Origin of the sequence: Dorea sp. AM13-35 (assembly GCF_003473885.1) — a bacterium.
GTDB classification, from domain to species: Bacteria; Bacillota; Clostridia; order Lachnospirales; family Lachnospiraceae; genus Dorea_D; species Dorea_D hominis.
The window spans coordinates 435,764-454,057 of the sequence record NZ_QUCZ01000001.1 but is presented as its reverse complement, the minus strand read 5'-3'; the positions used below and the strand labels follow the sequence as shown (position 1 = coordinate 454,057).

Genomic DNA, 18,294 nt, shown 5'->3' with positions numbered 1-18,294 from the left:
AAACACAGGCACTACAGATCGTTATGATCCACAGTGCCCGTGTTTTATTTTTCTTATTCAATTATTAAACTTATTAAACTGCTAATTAAACATCCTTCAGCGTTCTGTATTATTACTCTTCAGATACTGCGTATTATTTTAATTTCGCAAGAATTGCTTTCAGATAATCCCATGTTCTCTCTGTAGAAGCAATATCCAGTTTTTCATTGAAAGAGTGTACATCCAGCATATCCGGTCCCATAGATACGCAATCCAATCCCGGACACTTATCCATGAAGAAACCACATTCCAGCCCACTGTGCGTAGCAAATACAACCGCTTTCTTTCCATACATATCTTCGTATATATCAGACATCAATTTCTGTAATTTAGATTCCGGATTGTACTGCCATGCCGGATACTCTCCGTTGATAACAGCTTCCGCTCCGACTGCTTTACAGCACCGTTCGATTTCTGCACGCATCTCCTGCTTCTTGGATTCGAAAGAGCTTCGCATCTGGTATCTTACTTTTACATGATCTTCATCCGTGCTGACAACACCCATATTCAGGGAAGTCTCTACAAGACCTTTCAGGGAACGGCTGAATTCAACCAATCCGTTTGGCGAAATTATAATATATGTAATAATATGATCTGTTGCTTCATCATCAAAAGCATCCATCGTTGTCTGACCTTTGACTTCTACATCCAGTTCCAATGTTGGTTCTTCACCGACAAATTCAGCTGTCCAGATTTCTCTCATCTGATCTGTACATTTTTTTACTTTCTCAATATCACTCTCAGCTACAAGTAAAACTGCCTCACAATTCCGAGCAATAACATTATCCTTGGATCCTCCATTGATGGATACCATATGGAATTTAACTTCTTTGGAAACGGCATCCAGAAGACGTCCCATCATCTTATTTGCATTACCGCGCTGTTTGTCAATCTCCATACCGGAGTGTCCCCCAAGCAGTCCGTGAACTTTCACCAACACCTCTGTTCCATCCATCTTTTCTCTGTGGAATGGAATTCTTGCTTCAATGTTAATTCCACCTGCACATCCAGTTGTCAGAATGCCTTCAATCTCAGAATCCACATTGATCAGTGTCTTGCCTTTTAAGTTACTGAAATCTAAAGCAATCGCACCATACATGCCTGTTTCTTCATCAATTGTAAAAACTGCTTCGATCGGTGGATGTGGAATATCGTCACTGTCTAATAATGCCATTGCCATCGCAACCGCAATACCATCATCAGCACCAAGCGTTGTATCTTTGGCTTTTACAAAACCATCTTCTACATAAAGCTCCAGTCCATCTTTTTTGAAATCATGTGTACTTCCCGGTCTCTTCTCGCAGACCATATCCAGATGTCCCTGAATGATCACCGGATCGCTGTTCTCATATCCTGCTGTTCCCGGTTTCTTGATAATTACATTGTTCGTGTCGTCCTGAATGTACTCAAGATTTCTTTCTTTTGCAAACTCAACGCAAAAGTCACTGATCTTCTTCGTATCAAATGTTCCCCTCGGAACTTTGCTGATTTCCTCAAAAAAGTGAAATACTTTCTTAGGTTCTAAATTTTCTAATACTGCCATTTTTCTTACCTCTCTTTTCGACAAATTCTATCTATATTATGGTATACAAATCATAAAAAATCAACTTAATTCATAAAATAAATTAAGAATCTTCTTACGAAAGTCTGAATTATGGATTGTTATTTTTTTATCGTAGTTACAATTATCATTTTTTTCCTGATGCTGTTTTTTCCGCAGACTGCGATCTGTGGGGCAAGCCTTGGTCTGATGCTCTGGTTTCAGACAGTCCTTCCTGTATTGCTGCCATTTTTAATACTGACAGCCCTGCTTTTAAAAAGCAACGGATTCTTCTTGATCTCCAGACTTGTCCGTCCCATACTCCGTCCTCTGTTCGGTATCTCCGACTATGGTTCTTTCGCACTGCTTGTCGGTTTCTTATGCGGCTATCCGATGGGAAGTAAAGTCACGGCTGATTTAAAAAGAGAAGGTAAAATCACAGTAAACGAAGCCTCTTATCTGCTTTCTTTCTGCAACCAGACAAGTCCAATGTTTCTGATCAGTTACATTTTCTACATTCATTTAAAGCGTCCGGATCTTCTGTTCCCCGGTATGCTCCTGATCGAGGGCGTTCCTATCCTTATGAGTATTCCGTTCCGCAAAATATACTGCCCCGCTGTCACATCCAGCGCTTCTTCTCCTTCACCTCATTTTACCTGGAATATGCTGGATGACTGCATCATGCAGTCTTTTGAGACAATCACAAAAATTGGCGGTTATATTATTATCTTTTCCGTTTTTCTGCAGTTTGGTAAAGAATTGCCATTTACACATCCGTTGTTGACCTTCCTATTTCTTCCTTCCCTTGAAATTACAAATGGTATTGCTTTAATCTGTAATTCGGGAGTTCCGACAGACCTGGCTTTTGTACTTGCAACCGGACTGGCTTCGTTTGGAGGCTGGTGTTCCGTGGCACAGACGTACAGCATGATCCGTGGAAGCGGTCTTTCTATTGGCGATTACATAGCAAAAAAGCTGATCATCACAGGGATAACCAGCTTGCTTGCTTACATATATATCTTTTGTTTTTAAAACAGGATCTATATTATATTCTGTTTTATACAGAAATTATTCCTTGTATTCAACATTCTCTGCCTCTTCATAGACCGGTTCTTCTACTTCCGGAATCTCTTCCGCCTCTTCGTAGACCGGTTCTTCTTGAACCATATTCTGATCCGGAACTTCTAATTCTTGACGATTGTTATGTACGCGGTCATAACACTCCTGCAGAGAATTGACAAGCCCATCATATTTTGTAGTGTAGCTGTCCAGTGTATGTCCAATAATGCTCTCTGCATTGGCAAGCAGATCATCAGTATAACGGATCGCTCCGATACGGATATCATTCGCATCTCTTGTCGCATTATCCAGAATCTCCTGTGCCTGGTCAGTTGCTGCGGTTACGATTTCATTTGCCTGGGCATATGCCTGCTGCATGATCTCGTGCTCACTGACAAGTTCATTCGTCTGAATGTGCGCTTCCTCGATCATATTGTCTGCTTTGTTCTGTGCATCAGCAAGGATTGCATCTTTATTTGCAATAATCTTCTGATAACGCTTGATCTCTTCCGGCGTACGCATACGCAGTTCACGAAGAAGCTCGTCCATCTGGTCTTTATTTACAATAATCTTCGTTGTAGATAACGGCTGAAATTTACAACTGTCGATATACTCCTCAATTTCTTCAATAATCTGCTCAATACGGCTGCTCATTATTCACACTCTCCTTTTTTCGTGATCTTCGATTTTATTTTCTCCTCAACATGTTCTGGAACAAATTGAGATATATCCCCTCCAAAAGCTGCCACTTCCTTTACTATCGTGGAACTGAGATAAGAATATTCCAGACTTGTTGTTAAAAACACTGTCTCAATATCCTCTGCCAGCTTGTGATTCGTCTGTGCCATCTGCAATTCATATTCAAAATCTGTCACAGCACGCAAGCCACGCACGACCATCTTCGCTGACATCTCTTTCGCAAAATCGATCAGAAGTCCTTCAAATGGTACAATCTTCACTCCCGGCAGTTCTTTTGTAACTTCTTTTAACATTTTAACACGTTCTTCTACGGAAAACAACGGGGTTTTTGCCTTATTATTCAGCACTCCGACAATGAGTTCGTCAACAAGTCCGCTTGCTCTTCTGATCACATCCAGATGTCCGTTCGTCACCGGATCAAAACTTCCCGGATAAATTGCTCTTAACATACCGTTCCTCCTGTTTTCTCCAAAAATACATGTTTATTTGTCTTATATAATTTCTCCTTGATAATCGAATAACCGAGTGCTTCTACATCGTCAAACGTTGTCTCTTTGGACGCTTCTACGATCAGCAGTGTATCTTCATCCACCAGATTTGAATCATTCAGACTCGCAAGTACTTGTTTCTCCAGATTATGGTTATACGGCGGATCCATGAAAATAATGCCAAACGCACTGGTTCCGCGAAGTCTTGCCAGTGCACTTAATACATCTGTTGCCACTACCTGTGCATTGGAATCCAGTTTTGTATATTTTAAATTCTCTTTGATACATGAAACTGCTTTCGGATTTTTCTCAACAAACACGGCTTCCTTCGCGCCACGGCTTAAAGCCTCGATTCCGATACCGCCGCTTCCGGCAAACAGATCCAGAAACCGGCAGTCATAAAGGCTCGGTGTAATCATATTAAATAATGTCTCTTTGATCCGGTCGGTTGTCGGACGTGTGTCCATTCCTTCAATCGTTTTCAGTTGTAATCTTTTGGCAGATCCTGCTATTACTCTCATAACATCCTCACTTGCTTCGCTTATTATATAGTTCTTCTATTAATATTTCTTCTTTCAGCAAAATATCTTTTTCCCGTTCATTATACGTATTTACTATATAAAAGTCAAATCGGCACACAGCATTTTCTGCCATGCGCCGATTTTTCTTTTCCTTATTTACCGGACATCTGTTTTTCCTGTTCTTCGATCATTTTCTTAACCATATAACCACCAACAGATCCGTTCTGTTTTGATGTCAGGTCTCCGTTGTACCCGTCTGATAATGGTACACCAAGTTCACTTGCTACCTCGTATTTGAATTTGTCTAATGCTCCTTTTGCCTCCGGTACGGCGGCTCTGTTTGATGAACGATTTGCCATTTTATACTCCTCCTTTTAATCTCTGTGTTGTTCTGTAACCTTTTGTAATATTTGTTTTGGTTACAATCCTAGTATATGGAGGAATTAAATTATTACACTAGAAGTTCTTTCATAATCTGGAATTTTTTTCAACCATTCCGGATATTCTTCTAAAATCCAGTCTGCCGCTTCATTTGCCATTTGCAAGATTGCCGCATCCTGATAAATATCTCCGATTTTAAAATCCATAAGACCGCTTTGACGGATGCCAAACAGATCACCCGGACCACGAAGCTTCAGATCTTCACTTGCAATTTTGAAACCATCGTTGGAATGATTCAGAATATCCAGTCTTTTTTTCGTCTCTTTTGCATCAGAACCGGTCATAAAAATGCAATAAGACTGATATGCACCTCTTCCGACACGTCCCCGGAGCTGATGGAGCTGGGCAAGTCCAAAACGTTCCGCGTTTTCAATCAGCATAACTGTCGCATTCGGCACATCGATTCCGACTTCAATTACCGTAGTGGATACAAGGATCTGAATCTGATTTTCTGCAAATTGCTGCATGATCTCATCTTTGTATACCTGTTTCATCTTTCCATGCAGGCAGCCCACCTGCACATCTGCGCCCATCTCATCCTGAAGCATCCTGCTGTAGTCCGTGACATTTTCTGCTTCCATGTTCTCACTCTCTTCGACCATCGGACAGATAACATAACACTGTCTTCCTTCTGCGATCTGTTTTTTCATAAACTGATAGGCAGTCTGCCTGTATCCGGTATCTACGACGCAGTTTTTGATCGGGATACGATTTGCCGGAAGCTCATCGATCACCGATATGTCCAGTTCACCGTATAAAATGATTGCAAGCGTGCGCGGAATCGGTGTCGCACTCATAACAAGCACATGCGGTGTACCGCCTTTCTGCGCGAAACTCTCTCTCTGCTTCACGCCAAAACGATGCTGTTCATCGGTCACAACAAGCGCCAGATTATCATAATTTACCGCATCCTGTATAAGCGCATGGGTTCCGATGATAATCTTCGCAAATCCGCACTCTATCCGGTCATAGGCACGCCGTTTTTCCTTTGCGGTCATGGAACCTGTCAGGAGCACTGCTTTCACTGGAATATCATAGGTTTCCAGCATATTACATATTGACGCGTAATGCTGTCTTGCAAGAACTTCTGTCGGAGCCATCATTGCGCCCTGGCATCCTGAAAGCGCTGTATTAAAAAGCGCCAGAACTGCAACGATCGTTTTTCCGGAACCGACATCCCCCTGCACCAGACGTGACATGGTCATCTCTCCCGCCATATCTGCTGCAATCTCTTTCCAGACTTTCTTCTGTGCATTTGTCAGTTTATATGGAAGCTTCGCTATAAATGCATCTATATCCGGGTGTACCGGGATCACATATTCATTTTCCAGTTTTTCATTCTTATCTTTTAATTTTCGGATTGCAAGAATAAACTGAAGAAATTCTTCAAATACAAGACGCTTTCTTGCATGCATGAAAACAGCTTTGTCCTCTGGAAAATGAATTCCCCGGACCGCATAATTGTACTCTGCAAGTTCATAACGCATACGCAGTTCCTTCGGCAGACGTTCTCTGGTCAGATCCATCCCGTCAAGCGCCTGATGCATTGCTTTCATAATGGCATGATTGGAAAGTCCGGCTGTCAGACCATAGATTGGCTGCAGCGTATTTTTTTTCCCGTCATACTGTTCCGGCGGATAAAAGACCTCCGGATGTTCCATGACAAGTTCGTTTCGTTTTCGCACAATCTTACCGCGGAGCGTAACTGCACCGCCTTTTTGAAATGTATTACGAAGATACGGCATCCGGAACCAGATAACCTTAATCGTTCCGGTCAGATCTTTCACATGCATCGTCGTCACCTGCAGGCTGCGGCTCCCGGATACCTGAACACGGCCAAAAATCATGCCGTTTACTGCCACTATCTGTCCTTCTCTTACATCGCTTATCGGCACCGGCTCTTCATATATATCATAGCCTCTCGGATAATAACGGAGCATATCTCCTACCGTAGAAATACCAATCTTCGCAAACAGTTTTTCTGTTTTCTCTCCGATTCCTTTTAATTCTTTAATACTTGTTTCTGTGATCATAACTGCTCCTGCGTAGTAACATCAATAACAAAAAGAGGACCGCTTAAAGTCCCCTTTTATCCTGCTTTTTTTCTATTCAACTGCCAATACGTAATAATAGATCGGCTGTCCACCAAACTGCGCATCAACATCTACATCCGGATATTTCTCCGTTATTTTCTCTGTAAATGCGTCTGCATCTTCTTCTGATACATCAGCTCCATAATACAGGCTGATCAGTGCCGAATCATCATCTACAAGCTGCTCCAGCATATCCAGCGCTGTTGCCTCCACTTCCGTTCCAACAGAAAGGATTCCGCTGTCACCGATTCCCATGATATCTCCTTCATGGATCTCTTTCTCATCAATCTTCGTATCACGGACTGCATATGTGATCTGTCCGGTCTTAACATTCTTAATCTCTTCCAGCATCGTCTCTTCGTTGCTCTTCGCATCTGCGTCCGGCACAAAATTGATCAGTGCTGTGATTCCCTGTGGTACTGTCTTTGTCGGAATTACAATGATCTCTTTATCTTCCACAAGCGCTTTTGCCTGATTTGCAGCAAGGACAATATTCTTATTGTTCGGAAGGATAAATACACTGTCTGCATTCACTGCATCAATTGCCTTGAGCATATCTTCCGTACTCGGATTCATTGTCTGACCGCCTTCGATAATATAATCAGCTCCAAGTTCTTTGAAAATGGAATTCAGTCCTTCACCAATTGATACCGTAATAAATCCCATTGGTTTTCTAGGCTCTTTGGCCTTCTCTTCTTCCTGTGCTGCCGCAAGTTTCTCGGCATCACGGATCAGTTTTTCCTGATGCTCCTCGCGCATATTGTCAATTTTCATGCGGGAGAGCTGTCCGTATGTCAACGCTCTCTGAATCGCAAGTCCCGGATCATTTGTATGCACATGGATCTTCACAACATCGTCATCTGCAACACATACGATAGAATCGCCGATGGATGACAGATATGCTTTAAAATCATGTTCATCTGCTTCTGTAAATTCTTTCTCTGTAAGGATAATGAACTCTGTACAATATCCGAACTTGATATCTGCCGTATCTTCTGCATTCACTTTCGTTACAGTCACACCGCCGGCAGGCTGGATCGCACTGTAATCTACTTCTTTTCCAAGGAATGCATCATATGCTCCTGAAATCACTTCCAGAAGTCCCTGTCCGCCGGAATCTACAACGCCGGCTTCTTTAAGAACCGGAAGCATCTCCGGAGTCTTTGCAAGCACTTCTTTTGCATGTTCGATCACTGCCGGGATGAACTCTTCGAGATCATCTGTCTCCTGTGCCAGCTCAGAAGCCTTCTCAGCAATACCGCTGGCAACTGTAAGAATTGTTCCTTCCTTCGGCTTCATAACTGCTTTATAAGCTGTATCACGCGCTCTTGTGCATGCTGCTGCAAGTGCGATCACGTCAATCTCTTTCTCTTCGCGGATTGACTTGGTAAATCCTCTTAAAAGCTGTGACAGGATAACACCGGAGTTACCTCTTGCGCCACGCAGGGAACCGGATGAGATTGCTTTTGCAAGCTCTTTCATACCCGGATTCTCAAGTGCTGTTACTTCCTTTGCTGCAGACATAATTGTCAGTGACATGTTCGTTCCTGTGTCTCCATCCGGAACCGGAAAAACATTCAGCTCATTGATAAATTCTTTCTTTGCCTCTATATTCTGTGCACCTGCAAGAAACATCTTTGCAAGCATGTCCACATTAATTGTCTTTGTAGCCACTTCTTATGTTCCTCCTTAACTAATCGATGACTCTTACACCTTCGATATAGATATTGATCTTATCAACCGGCATACCTGAAAATTCTTCTACTTTATACTGTACATTGCTGATCAGGTTCTCTGTTACTGCAGAGATACTGACACCATATGCGACGATCGCATGAAAATCAAGACTGATGTGATTGTCATCAGAAATGTGAACCTGAATACCACGTGTCAGGCTCTCTCTTTTAAGCAAATGTACAAAACCATCCTTCATATTAACAGCAGCCATACCAACGATACCAAAGCATTCTACTGCAACGGTTCCGGCATATTTTGCAATAACCTCAGGATCAATTGTAATAATTCCAAGATCTGTACTAACGCATCCCTTCATACTGCAACCTCCACTTCTTCTATTTATCATTTTAAGTATAGTCTAATCTTCTATATTATACCCTGTTTGCTCATTTATTACAAGTCACGCATAGCAGACAGCGCCTGTTCTGTCATAAAAATGTAATTTTTTGTCATATAAAAAACTCAGATTCCAAATCGAACCTGAGTTTTTAATTCCAATCACATTCTTGATTAAGCACGTTCAACTTTGCCTGATTTTAAGCAAGAAGTACAAACATACATTTTCTTTGTAGCTCCGCCTTCTGTCTTAACACGAACTGATTTTACGTTTGATTTCCACATCTTTGGTGATCTTCTATGTGAGTGACTTACATTGTTACCAAAGTGAGCACCCTTTTCACAAATAGCACATTTAGCCATGACTGCACCTCCTAACGCTCATAATAAGTCTGTTCTCCAGACTCGCAACATTGACATTGTAACAGACTTGTTATCTAATTGCAAGTATTTTTTATAAAAATGTAATCTTAAGATGAAAATATGTTTTCAAGGCGGCAAAAGTGTTCTCTCCTGTCTGCACCGCCTGCTAGCAGCAGAACAGATTATACCCTGCCAGTATACATAAAATAATACAGATCACTTCTATAAAAGCATTCGGTAAGATCATAGACAGAATAAGCCCGACAGCAACCCAGAACAAAGCAAATCCGATTACTTTCTTCATAATTCTCACTGCCTTTGTCAATTCTTTTCATATTATTTTATGCAAATTTGCCGGAAAACATTACAAAGTTCTCTGCCTGGTTATTCCTCGTCAAGAATATCCATAACATCTTTCTCCGTCATCTTGTCATCTTTATCGCCGGTAAACTTGTCGATGGCATCCGGAATCATATCCAGGATCTTCGTCATCGTATCCTGATTCTTGATATTTACAAGTTTTGTTTTACCATTCTGGATCACAAGCACCGCACACGGAGACATCTTACCGCCGACACCTCCTGCCCCTTTTTCCTTCTTATCGCCGCTGAATGCGCCGGCTCCGATACCAAAAGAGACATCTACAAGTGGAAGAATGATCGTATCTCCGATGTGAATTGCATCTCCGACAACTGTCTTTGATGAAACAACACTATCCATTCCCCGGAACAATGCTTCTACTGTTCCTTTAAAATTATTGTCTGCCATATTATTTCCTCCTGACTTTATCTTTCATAATTTTTTATATCCCGATAGGTCGTTCTGATATTCCGGTTCCAGAACAATACCCATGCAAGTCTCGCAAGATGATTTAACCGTAAGTTTCCTTTGCAGAGAAGGCTTCCTCCAAATACTGCCTGTTCAAAATCCGGATGCACTTCAAATGCCGACCCAAAGAGCGGATAAAATACACTTAATACAGCCAGCACTTCACCGGTATAAGCCGGATCTTCAAATCCAAATCTTATCTTTCCTTCCAGCTTCTTTGGTTTCCACGCTTTCAGAAAACGGAAAAGCTCTTTTTTAGCTTTTTCAAATGCAGCTTTATGCGTCTCGTCCCGAAGAAAGGACATCAATTGCTCTTTCTTATCCACAACTGTCTGCTTCTGCTCACGCATCTTATCGCGCGTTCTCTTTATCTTCTTTACAATCCTCTGAATGTAAGATTCTTTTTTATCCGGATTCTTCCGTTTAGATTTTTTCTTTTCAGTTTTTTCAGGATCTTCTGAAATTTGTCCAGATTTTTCTTTATCTTCTTCACACTGTACCGTCTGCGGAAGTCTCTTAACATCTTGTGCTTTTTCAGCCACCTGTAATTCTTCTTCCACTTCTGGCTCTTCATACGCTTCAACAGACCTCTTTTTCTCTGGCTCTTCATGCGTTTCATCAGTTTCTTCCACTGCTGTATCCGGTTCTTCGTTAACAGACCGTTCTTTTTCGTCATCTTTCTCATCGGCTTTCTCCTCCTTTATTTCTGCGCTTCGCTTCTTTGCAGATCTTCGTTTCCAGAACACAATCCGTAATTTCCATATCAGATGGCTGTCCTTATACAGCAGATCGATTCTGAACAAATGTAAAAGCCACGTTATGCACACCTTTCCTTTCAAGCTGTCTGTAGTCCCTCTGCATACGCCCTGTGCTTTGTAACGAACAGGAACAAACAGCAGGATCAGAATCAGCAATAGCAGTATTCCCAGTATCACTGCGATTATGATTCCTATTATTTTCAAGATCAACAACAATATATGTAGCATCTTAACCTTCCCGTTCTTTTTCTAAAATATAGGAACGGATATCCGCACCTTTGGTTTCATTATACACTTCCTGTGTGATTCCTTCCACTATTTCCAGCGCATCCTCAAAATCTTTTGTAAGACCCACGACAAGCGGCAGCTCCTCCGGATAATTTTTCTGCCTGCGGATACATGCCGGGAAAATATCCAGCTGGTTCTGATCTGTCGATGCAAGTGTGATCAGATAAACTCCGGGTAATAATTTCCCGTTTTTCAGTTTTTTAATCAGATTTTCTTTTTTCTTCTGCAGGCCTTCCGGCACATATAAATATTTATAAATATGCATATGCCGCCCTCTTTCTTTAATAATAGGCATCAAAAACTTTCCTTGCCACATTAACTGCTTTCGCATTACCGTCTGCTGCTTCGATCACAACGCTGACAACAAGATCCGGATCATCCACGTTCGACATACCGATAAACCAGGAGTGGTCTTTGTTCTTATCCGAACTGTACTCTGCTGTTCCGGTCTTTCCTGCTGTTGTATAACTTGTTCCGCTCATTGCTGATGCTGCTGTTCCGTATTTTGTTACACTGGACATATAATCCTTTAACATGGAAGCTTCTTTCGCTGTCATCAGTTCTGCATATTTTTCCGGTTTCGTCGAGCTTATCACAGCGCCTTTGTAATTTGTCACAGAATCCACAAGGTACGGCTTCATCAATGTTCCGCCATTTGCAATTGCCGAAGTAATGAGTGCCATATGATATGGACTTACCTGTGTCTTTCCCTGTCCGATCGCTGTCATCATACGTTCCGCGATTCCTGCCTGGTCACTTAATGCAAAATGACTTTCTTTATAAGAAATATTCCCCGGAAGTTTTGAATCAAACAGCAGCTTCTTTGTAGTCTTCTTAAAATCCGGGATCTTCAGTCCCTGTCCGATATTACTGAAAGAGGTATTGCAGGAATAAGCAAGGCTGTCTCTGAAACTTACCTGTCCGTGCACTTTTCCGCCAAAGCAGTGGATCGTATTCGATCCAGCTTCGATCTGTCCCTGGCACACATAAGAATAATCATCCGGATTGCCATGTTCTCTTATATACTCCAGTGCTGTTATCACTTTAAATGTAGATCCCGGCGGATACTGTCCCTGTGTTGCACGGTTTAACAGTCTTGCCGATGAATCCGTATTGAGTGTCTGCCATTTGTCTTCCACTGTCTCCGGATTGAAGTCCGGCTTTGATACCATGGCAAGAACTTTGCCTGTCTTCGGATCCATGACAACAACCGCACCCTTTCGGTCTCCCAGCGCATCATACGCTGCTCTCTGTAATTTCACATCCAGTGTTGTGACAACATTGTCTCCCGGATTCTTCTTATCCTGAAATTCATTCGTTAGCTTCTCCAAAAAAAATGCATTTGACGACAGAAGTTCGGAATTCATTCTGGATTCCAGACCGTATTTCCCTTTTGCCGTATACCCGACTACATGGGCAAATTCTCTTCCATACGGATATTCCCTCGTCTCGCTTCCATCTGCGGAAGTTGTCGTCTGAGCAAGTACTTTCCCTCTTTTGTCCAGAATCTTACCTCTTGTAACACGTTTGGCAAGCGTATCTGATCTCCGGTTGTACGGACTGCTTATGAAATCTTTACTTTTTACAACATTAAAATAGGATATATATCCCATCATGACTAAGAAAAGTGTGACAAAAACATATGTTACTCTAGCGAACTCTTTGTTGCGGGCGCGTTTGCGCTTTGCGCGGCGCTTTTCTTCCCTGCGGGCGCGCCTGCGATCTCTGGCGGTCATATGCCGGCGTTCTTCTCTGCGGCGCATGTTCCTGTCTGCTTCTCTTTGCTCGTAACCGTTCCTTCTTCTTTCTTTCAATGTCCTCTTCCTCGTCTTCTCTTAAAATATAAAGTCCCTGAATAATCGCAAACATGATCACTGTACTGAACAGTGAACTACCACCATAGCTGACCAGAGGAATGGTCACACCGGTGGATGGAATAAACTTGGTCACACCTCCGATGGCAAGAAACACCTGGAAAATATAACAGGTTCCAAGCCCCAGCGCTACCAGCTTGTAAAATCCGTTGTGAAGCTGCATTGCAATATTTAAAAACATAATATAACAGCTCACACAGATCAGTATCATACAAAGTCCGTAGATCAGTCCCATCTCTTCACCGATCGCTGCAAAAATGAAATCGGATACTGCAACCGGGATCGTATTCGGCACTCCCTCAAATAAACCAAGTCCGAACCAACTTCCGGTGCCGATTGCAAATAAAGACTGTGCTACCTGCTGTCCGCCATTCGCGTATACAGCAAGCGGATCTTTCCATACGATGACACGCACACGCACATGGTTGAACAGATAATATGCCGCCACGGACGCCAGACTCCCGGCACCCAGTCCGGCAAATATATACAGAGGCTGTCTCGTTGCCACATAGAGCATAACGAGATATACAACAAATATGATGAGTGCCGCACCAAGGTCTTTGGATGCAACCAGAATCAGCACATGGAATGCTGCCAGCGCTGTCGTGATCACAATATTCTTAAATTCCAGTGAAAGCTTAAAACTGGAGGCAACAAAGAATACAAAAACAATCTTCACAAGCTCTGACGGCTGGATATTCGCAACCTTTGTTGAAAATCCAAGCTTTGCACCTCCGGATACGCCTCCCCAGACAACAACTGCCGCCAGTGAAAAGATACCGATCACTGCGTAAAATTTTCTCCATTCTGCCAGAAACTTGAATTTCCGGATGATCACTGGTACAACCAGACTGCATGCAATACCTGCCGCCGCGATCATAAACTGCTTGATCGCATAAGAATAATTCAGCCTCGTCAGCATGATAAATCCAATGCATAACAGCATACACATATTATTGACGACCAGTCTGGACACCTTTGGATATAGCAATGTGTACAAAATGATCGTAGCTCCAAACAATACTACCTGCATCAGATAAAACGCCAGCATTTTGATGTCATCCGTCTGTAAATACATCACTGCAAATGCGATCGCATGCATCAGAAACATTAATATATTCTGTCGGCGCAGAAGATAACGTTTTCTGTCCGGGTCCTGATAACCAAATATGCTGAAACATAAGAATGTGTACATAATGATCAGCAGAATCATCACATATTTGGATAGTTGTACGATTATATTTACCAATCTCTCACCTACTTCACTCCTCGTTTAAAATGTCCTTTTGTATAGGAGGCTTCCGGAAGCTGTGCATTTCTTCCCCGTAAAAATACATCTCCATATACATTTATAATATCCCGCGTTTCTTTTCCGGATTCCATCGTGAAATCCAGCCGCAGTGCCGATGGCTGTAAATTCCGGATCTCTTTATGCTGTTTCATAAGCATAAGCGGAACCGGGTTATAAATAATATTATAGCAGAAACTGCACTCATTCCTTACCGGAAATCTGTTCTGATAACGGTCCGTCAAATATAAAAGTGACGGCTTTCTCTCACAGCTCCTCGTATTCTTCTGTATACAGTTTGCCGTGATCATCACCGGCTGGTATCCGTAAATACTCAGCATACCGCCCAAAAGACCGCAGTCTTTTAATTCTCTGCCATTGAGTTCAACAGATGCCGTAAACCGGGAAATGCCTTCCTGCTTCAGAAAAGCTTTTCCGCTGTGGTTAAATACATACATATTGTAATCTGTCAGAATCTCATCCGTGTAATTTTTCTCTTTCAACCATGCAAGGCTCTCGAAATTGCGGATCATCACGCCATCAAAACTCTTCTTAAGTTCTGCATAGTACTGTTCAAACAGCTTAACTGCACGTTTCCGGAAAATATATGGCATAGCAAGATATAGTTTCTGATCATCAGAGAGCTTCTCTCTGAGATTTTTCCATTCTTTCGCCTCACAAAGTGTACTTTCTGCCAGGATCACTGCAACATCTTCTCTGCCTGCTGCGGCTTCAAACTGTTCCGGTGTGCATACGCGCACTGTAAATCTCTCATCCGCCGGAACATTATTATATTCGTGGCAGATCTCATCCTGTCTCTCAAAAAATGTTTCGACACATTCCGATGACTCTGAAGTTCTGCGATATGGTTCTAATAATTTTTCTTCTAATAATCCCAGACTTTCCCGTCGCAGTTCATTGATTGCCTGCATTGGTAGAAAAATACTGCCTTCCGTATGGATTTCCAACTCATCAAATGTAAATGGCGTCTGACCTGTCTTGCGCATCTGCTTATCAATACGCTTCTCATCTAACGGCTGCTTCAGTGCTTTCTGCACTTCAGCGCCTTCACAAGAAACAGATACCTCCCGACAGCATAAGTCTATTTTAGCACGACTTCCTTCGGAAAGTGTGAAGACTCCCTTAATTTTTTCTTGCTTTTTTGAAAATTCCGGAAGCGTCTCTACCTGTTCTTCTCCTTTTGGCCGTTTTAGTGATAACATCGATCTGCCATTTTCGCATTGATAATAACCCTTCATATAGCCTCTTCTTCTGTAGGCATTCTCCAGAGTTTTAAGATCTTCCGGCTTCACACGGAAACCATCGCGCCCTTTCTGCAAATAAAGATTCACGTATTTGCGGTACATCCGTACAACCGTATAGACATATTCCGGCTGCTTCATCCTGCCTTCAATCTTAAAAGAGTCAATTCCGGCTTCGATCAGATCCGGGATCATCTCTATTGTGCACAGATCCTTAAGGCTCATCAGATCCTGCGGTTTCTTTCCCTCTACTGAATATGGAAGACGGCACGGCTGTGCACACTGTCCCCGGTTACCACTTCTTCCGCCAATCATACTGCTCATCAGACACTGGCCGGAATAACAGTAACACATTGCACCGTGAACAAAGCATTCCATCTCCAGACCTGTTCGTTCTTTCATCCGACGCACTTCCTCAAGACTGATCTCTCTTGCCGGAACAATACGCGTTGCACCCTTTCTGCCGAAAAATTCTGCTCCGTACTCGCCTGTCACTGTCATCTGCGTGCTGACATGCACCGGCAGATCCGGAAAAACCTTACGGATAAACGAAAAAACACCCAAATCCTGAACAATTACGGCATCCAGCCCTTGACGGTAATATGGCAACAGATACTCATACAATTCTGCAAGTTCATAATCCTTCAGCAGCGTATTCACCGTCATATAAATCTTCCTCTGCTGTAAATGTACCTCATCAATGGCACGCAGATACTGCTCTTCATCCAGATTGCCTGCATATGCCCTTGCGCCAAAACGCATCCCGCCGGCATAAATCGCATCCGCTCCGGCGGCAAGTGCCGCAGTCAGACTTTCATAGGAACCTGCCGGTGCCAGTATCTCTATATGATTGTGTCTATTCTCCGCCTCTCTGTTCATCCAACTACTCCTTGTTCTATAATATCTGCCCTGTCAGATACTTCACATCTCATCTGAATATCTCTGGCAGCGAAGTTTCCTTTTAAACAAATAAATTGTGTCCTGGCATATTTCCGCACCGAGCGCGTTGCTGAGCGCCTGCGACGCTCGTTTAGCAACGACCGGAGTGAAACGTAGACAGTTTACAACAATCTACCTCTTCGTGCGAGTGCGCATCCCGCCGGAGGTTTTTCATGTAACAGAAAATGCAATTTCCTGTTACATGAAAAAGGCTGTCACTCGACAGCCCTTACTTATTTTTATTCTCTGTCTCCAACTGAACGATCTTAAGCTGAAGTTCTTTGTTCTCTTCTTTTAACTTATCCATCGCTTTCTCAGCATTCTCAAGCTTGATCTGCACGGATATCAAGTCATGTTTCAGTTCGTACATGTCCTTGTCTTTCTCCTCGATATCGTTTTCCAGTGAAGTCCCCTGCTTCTTTGCTTTGAAATAATCATCCGCAATATTAAGTGCCAGAAGGATACTTCTTGTCTCAGCGTTCTGCTTGCGATATCCGTCGCTTGCTCCGAGCTCGTCCAGTTTATGATTCAGATAAGTAGATACTTTCTGCAGATAGTCTTCGCTCTCAAATCCGCTCAGTGTAAATACCTTTCCTCCGATTAATACTTCTGTAAAATTCTTTGATGATGCCATAAATGCCTCCCGCATACGTTCATAATCTTTTTACCATTATAAACTAATCTGTGCAAAAAACCAACCTTTTTTTCATCTGCTGATTTTTCTGCCGATTTTTCAGACTTCCATATTCATCTCAATGCCAAGATGTATATATGCTTTTTCTGTGACAATTCTTCCCTTCGGAGTACGCTGGATAAATCCATTTTTCAGCAGATACGGTTCGTATACATCCTCGATCGTTCCTGCATCTTCTCCGACAGAAGCTGCCAGTGTGTCCAGCCCTACCGGGCCTCCGGCAAATTTATTCACAATCGTAAGCAAAAGTTCCCTGTCTGTCTGATCAAGACCTTCTTTATCTACATCCAGAAGATCCAGTGCATAGTCTGCAACTTCCTTTGTGATATCTCCGTCATACTTTACCTGTGCAAAATCCCGCACACGCTTTAACAGACGGTTTGCCAGTCTCGGTGTTCCTCTGGAACGTCTCGCCAGCGCCAGAGCGCCCGCTTCATCGATTCCTACTTCCAGTACTCTCGCTGAACGCTTGATGATCGTCATCAGTTCCTCAGTTGTATAATATTCCATCCGGTGTACAACTCCGAAACGGTCCCGGAGCGGCGCTGTCAGCATACCTGCTCTCGTCGTTGCACCTACCAGTGTGAATTTTGGAAGATCCAACCGAATAGATCTTGCAGTTGCGCCCTTTCCGATCATGATATCAATCGCATAATCTTCCATCGCAGGATAAAGTACTTCTTCTACCTGCCGATTCAGCCGATGGATCTCATCTACAAAAAGAACATCCTTCTCCTGCAGATTATTTAAAATTGCTGCCATCTCACCCGGTTTTTCAATTGCCGGTCCGGATGTGATCTTAATATTCACGCCCATCTCATTGGCAATGATCCCGGCAAGTGTTGTCTTTCCAAGTCCCGGCGGGCCATAAAACAGGACATGATCCAGTGCATCTCCTCGCTCTCTCGCCGCACGGATATATACATTCAACATCTCCTTCGCCTTTGCCTGTCCGATATAATCGTCCAGAAGCTGCGGGCGGAGATTGTTCTCGATCTTCGCATCTTCTTCCAGATTCTCTGTTGTTATGATTCTTCTGCTCATCTT

Annotated in this window: 19 protein-coding genes; 1 reads left to right on the top strand and 18 read right to left on the bottom strand. The window is 42.8% G+C overall.

Going from position 1 to position 18,294, the window contains the following annotated elements; all coding sequences use genetic code 11:
* Window positions 1-133: 133 nt before the first annotated feature.
* Window positions 134-1,582 carry an aminoacyl-histidine dipeptidase gene (locus DW152_RS02190; protein ID WP_021860467.1) on the bottom strand — a complete coding sequence of 483 codons (1,449 nt, stop codon included), beginning with the start codon at window positions 1,580-1,582 and terminating at the stop codon, window positions 134-136.
* Window positions 1,583-1,693: 111 nt separating this feature from the next.
* Between DW152_RS02190 and DW152_RS02185 the strand changes: the two genes are divergently transcribed.
* The gene (locus DW152_RS02185; protein ID WP_021860468.1) at window positions 1,694-2,611 is read left to right on the top strand and encodes a nucleoside recognition domain-containing protein; all 918 of its coding nucleotides are present in this window, start codon (window positions 1,694-1,696) and stop codon (window positions 2,609-2,611) included.
* Window positions 2,612-2,647: 36 nt separating this feature from the next.
* On the opposite strand, the gene DW152_RS02180 is transcribed toward DW152_RS02185, so the two are convergent.
* From DW152_RS02180 to ruvB, 17 genes are all read right to left on the bottom strand, one after another.
* Window positions 2,648-3,292 (bottom strand): hypothetical protein, encoded by a 645-nt coding sequence (locus DW152_RS02180; RefSeq protein ID WP_021860469.1) that lies wholly within the window; start codon window positions 3,290-3,292, stop codon window positions 2,648-2,650.
* On the bottom strand, window positions 3,292-3,786 hold the full coding sequence (gene coaD, locus DW152_RS02175) for a pantetheine-phosphate adenylyltransferase (protein ID WP_021860470.1): 495 nt from the start codon (window positions 3,784-3,786) through the stop codon (window positions 3,292-3,294). Before coaD ends, DW152_RS02180 begins: the two co-directional genes overlap by 1 nt.
* Window positions 3,780-4,346, bottom strand: coding sequence for a 16S rRNA (guanine(966)-N(2))-methyltransferase RsmD (gene rsmD / locus DW152_RS02170; protein WP_021860471.1), 567 nt, complete (start codon window positions 4,344-4,346; stop codon window positions 3,780-3,782). Before rsmD ends, coaD begins: the two co-directional genes overlap by 7 nt.
* A gap of 152 nt (window positions 4,347-4,498) precedes the next feature.
* Window positions 4,499-4,705, bottom strand: a complete 207-nt coding sequence (locus DW152_RS02165) for an alpha/beta-type small acid-soluble spore protein (RefSeq protein WP_021860472.1) — start codon at window positions 4,703-4,705, stop codon at window positions 4,499-4,501.
* A gap of 84 nt (window positions 4,706-4,789) precedes the next feature.
* A complete protein-coding gene (gene recG, locus DW152_RS02160; RefSeq protein ID WP_021860473.1) occupies window positions 4,790-6,820 on the bottom strand; it encodes an ATP-dependent DNA helicase RecG in 2,031 nt (676 codons plus the stop codon).
* Between the two features lie 72 nt (window positions 6,821-6,892).
* Window positions 6,893-8,554, bottom strand: coding sequence for a DAK2 domain-containing protein (locus DW152_RS02155; RefSeq protein ID WP_021860474.1), 1,662 nt, complete (start codon window positions 8,552-8,554; stop codon window positions 6,893-6,895).
* A gap of 19 nt (window positions 8,555-8,573) precedes the next feature.
* The gene (locus DW152_RS02150) at window positions 8,574-8,933 is read right to left on the bottom strand and encodes an Asp23/Gls24 family envelope stress response protein (RefSeq protein ID WP_021860475.1); all 360 of its coding nucleotides are present in this window, start codon (window positions 8,931-8,933) and stop codon (window positions 8,574-8,576) included.
* A gap of 194 nt (window positions 8,934-9,127) precedes the next feature.
* Entirely contained in the window at window positions 9,128-9,316 is a 189-nt protein-coding gene (rpmB, locus tag DW152_RS02145) for a 50S ribosomal protein L28 (RefSeq protein WP_021860476.1), read from the bottom strand.
* A gap of 166 nt (window positions 9,317-9,482) precedes the next feature.
* The gene (locus DW152_RS13305; protein WP_186855190.1) at window positions 9,483-9,620 is read right to left on the bottom strand and encodes a hypothetical protein; all 138 of its coding nucleotides are present in this window, start codon (window positions 9,618-9,620) and stop codon (window positions 9,483-9,485) included.
* An 80-nt stretch (window positions 9,621-9,700) separates the two neighbouring features.
* Window positions 9,701-10,084, bottom strand: coding sequence for a GerW family sporulation protein (locus DW152_RS02140; protein ID WP_021860477.1), 384 nt, complete (start codon window positions 10,082-10,084; stop codon window positions 9,701-9,703).
* Between the two features lie 17 nt (window positions 10,085-10,101).
* On the bottom strand, window positions 10,102-11,130 hold the full coding sequence (locus tag DW152_RS02135; protein ID WP_021860478.1) for a DUF2953 domain-containing protein: 1,029 nt from the start codon (window positions 11,128-11,130) through the stop codon (window positions 10,102-10,104).
* Between the two features lies 1 nt (window position 11,131).
* Window positions 11,132-11,455 (bottom strand): hypothetical protein, encoded by a 324-nt coding sequence (locus tag DW152_RS02130; RefSeq protein ID WP_021860479.1) that lies wholly within the window; start codon window positions 11,453-11,455, stop codon window positions 11,132-11,134.
* Window positions 11,456-11,471: 16 nt separating this feature from the next.
* Window positions 11,472-12,803, bottom strand: coding sequence for a peptidoglycan D,D-transpeptidase FtsI family protein (locus tag DW152_RS02125; protein ID WP_199663793.1), 1,332 nt, complete (start codon window positions 12,801-12,803; stop codon window positions 11,472-11,474).
* Window positions 12,804-12,840: 37 nt separating this feature from the next.
* Window positions 12,841-14,313, bottom strand: coding sequence for an FtsW/RodA/SpoVE family cell cycle protein (locus DW152_RS02120; protein ID WP_021860481.1), 1,473 nt, complete (start codon window positions 14,311-14,313; stop codon window positions 12,841-12,843).
* Window positions 14,314-14,321: 8 nt separating this feature from the next.
* Entirely contained in the window at window positions 14,322-16,493 is a 2,172-nt protein-coding gene (locus DW152_RS02115) for a peptidase U32 family protein (RefSeq protein WP_118287864.1), read from the bottom strand.
* A gap of 289 nt (window positions 16,494-16,782) precedes the next feature.
* On the bottom strand, window positions 16,783-17,187 hold the full coding sequence (gene zapA, locus DW152_RS02110) for a cell division protein ZapA (protein ID WP_021860483.1): 405 nt from the start codon (window positions 17,185-17,187) through the stop codon (window positions 16,783-16,785).
* Window positions 17,188-17,286: 99 nt separating this feature from the next.
* Window positions 17,287-18,291, bottom strand: coding sequence for a Holliday junction branch migration DNA helicase RuvB (gene ruvB, locus DW152_RS02105; protein WP_118287863.1), 1,005 nt, complete (start codon window positions 18,289-18,291; stop codon window positions 17,287-17,289).
* Between the last annotated feature and the right edge of the window lie 3 nt (window positions 18,292-18,294).

Bases quoted from the DNA above. Each gene is read 5' to 3' on its own strand.
- zapA (WP_021860483.1), bottom strand. From the start codon at position 17,187: ATGGCATCATCAAAGAATTTTACAGAAGTATTAATCGGAGGAAAGGTA.
- DW152_RS02185 (WP_021860468.1), top strand. From the start codon at position 1,694: ATGGATTGTTATTTTTTTATCGTAGTTACAATTATCATTTTTTTCCTG.
- DW152_RS02130 (WP_021860479.1), bottom strand. From the start codon at position 11,455: ATGCATATTTATAAATATTTATATGTGCCGGAAGGCCTGCAGAAGAAA.
- DW152_RS02135 (WP_021860478.1), bottom strand. From the start codon at position 11,130: ATGCTACATATATTGTTGTTGATCTTGAAAATAATAGGAATCATAATC.
- DW152_RS02115 (WP_118287864.1), bottom strand. From the start codon at position 16,493: ATGAACAGAGAGGCGGAGAATAGACACAATCATATAGAGATACTGGCA.
- DW152_RS02150 (WP_021860475.1), bottom strand. From the start codon at position 8,933: ATGAAGGGATGCGTTAGTACAGATCTTGGAATTATTACAATTGATCCT.
- DW152_RS02140 (WP_021860477.1), bottom strand. From the start codon at position 10,084: ATGGCAGACAATAATTTTAAAGGAACAGTAGAAGCATTGTTCCGGGGA.
- ruvB (WP_118287863.1), bottom strand. From the start codon at position 18,291: ATGAGCAGAAGAATCATAACAACAGAGAATCTGGAAGAAGATGCGAAG.
- coaD (WP_021860470.1), bottom strand. From the start codon at position 3,786: ATGTTAAGAGCAATTTATCCGGGAAGTTTTGATCCGGTGACGAACGGA.
- rsmD (WP_021860471.1), bottom strand. From the start codon at position 4,346: ATGAGAGTAATAGCAGGATCTGCCAAAAGATTACAACTGAAAACGATT.
- DW152_RS02180 (WP_021860469.1), bottom strand. From the start codon at position 3,292: ATGAGCAGCCGTATTGAGCAGATTATTGAAGAAATTGAGGAGTATATC.
- recG (WP_021860473.1), bottom strand. From the start codon at position 6,820: ATGATCACAGAAACAAGTATTAAAGAATTAAAAGGAATCGGAGAGAAA.
- DW152_RS02165 (WP_021860472.1), bottom strand. From the start codon at position 4,705: ATGGCAAATCGTTCATCAAACAGAGCCGCCGTACCGGAGGCAAAAGGA.
- DW152_RS13305 (WP_186855190.1), bottom strand. From the start codon at position 9,620: ATGAAGAAAGTAATCGGATTTGCTTTGTTCTGGGTTGCTGTCGGGCTT.
- DW152_RS02190 (WP_021860467.1), bottom strand. From the start codon at position 1,582: ATGGCAGTATTAGAAAATTTAGAACCTAAGAAAGTATTTCACTTTTTT.
- rpmB (WP_021860476.1), bottom strand. From the start codon at position 9,316: ATGGCTAAATGTGCTATTTGTGAAAAGGGTGCTCACTTTGGTAACAAT.
- DW152_RS02125 (WP_199663793.1), bottom strand. From the start codon at position 12,803: ATGGGATATATATCCTATTTTAATGTTGTAAAAAGTAAAGATTTCATA.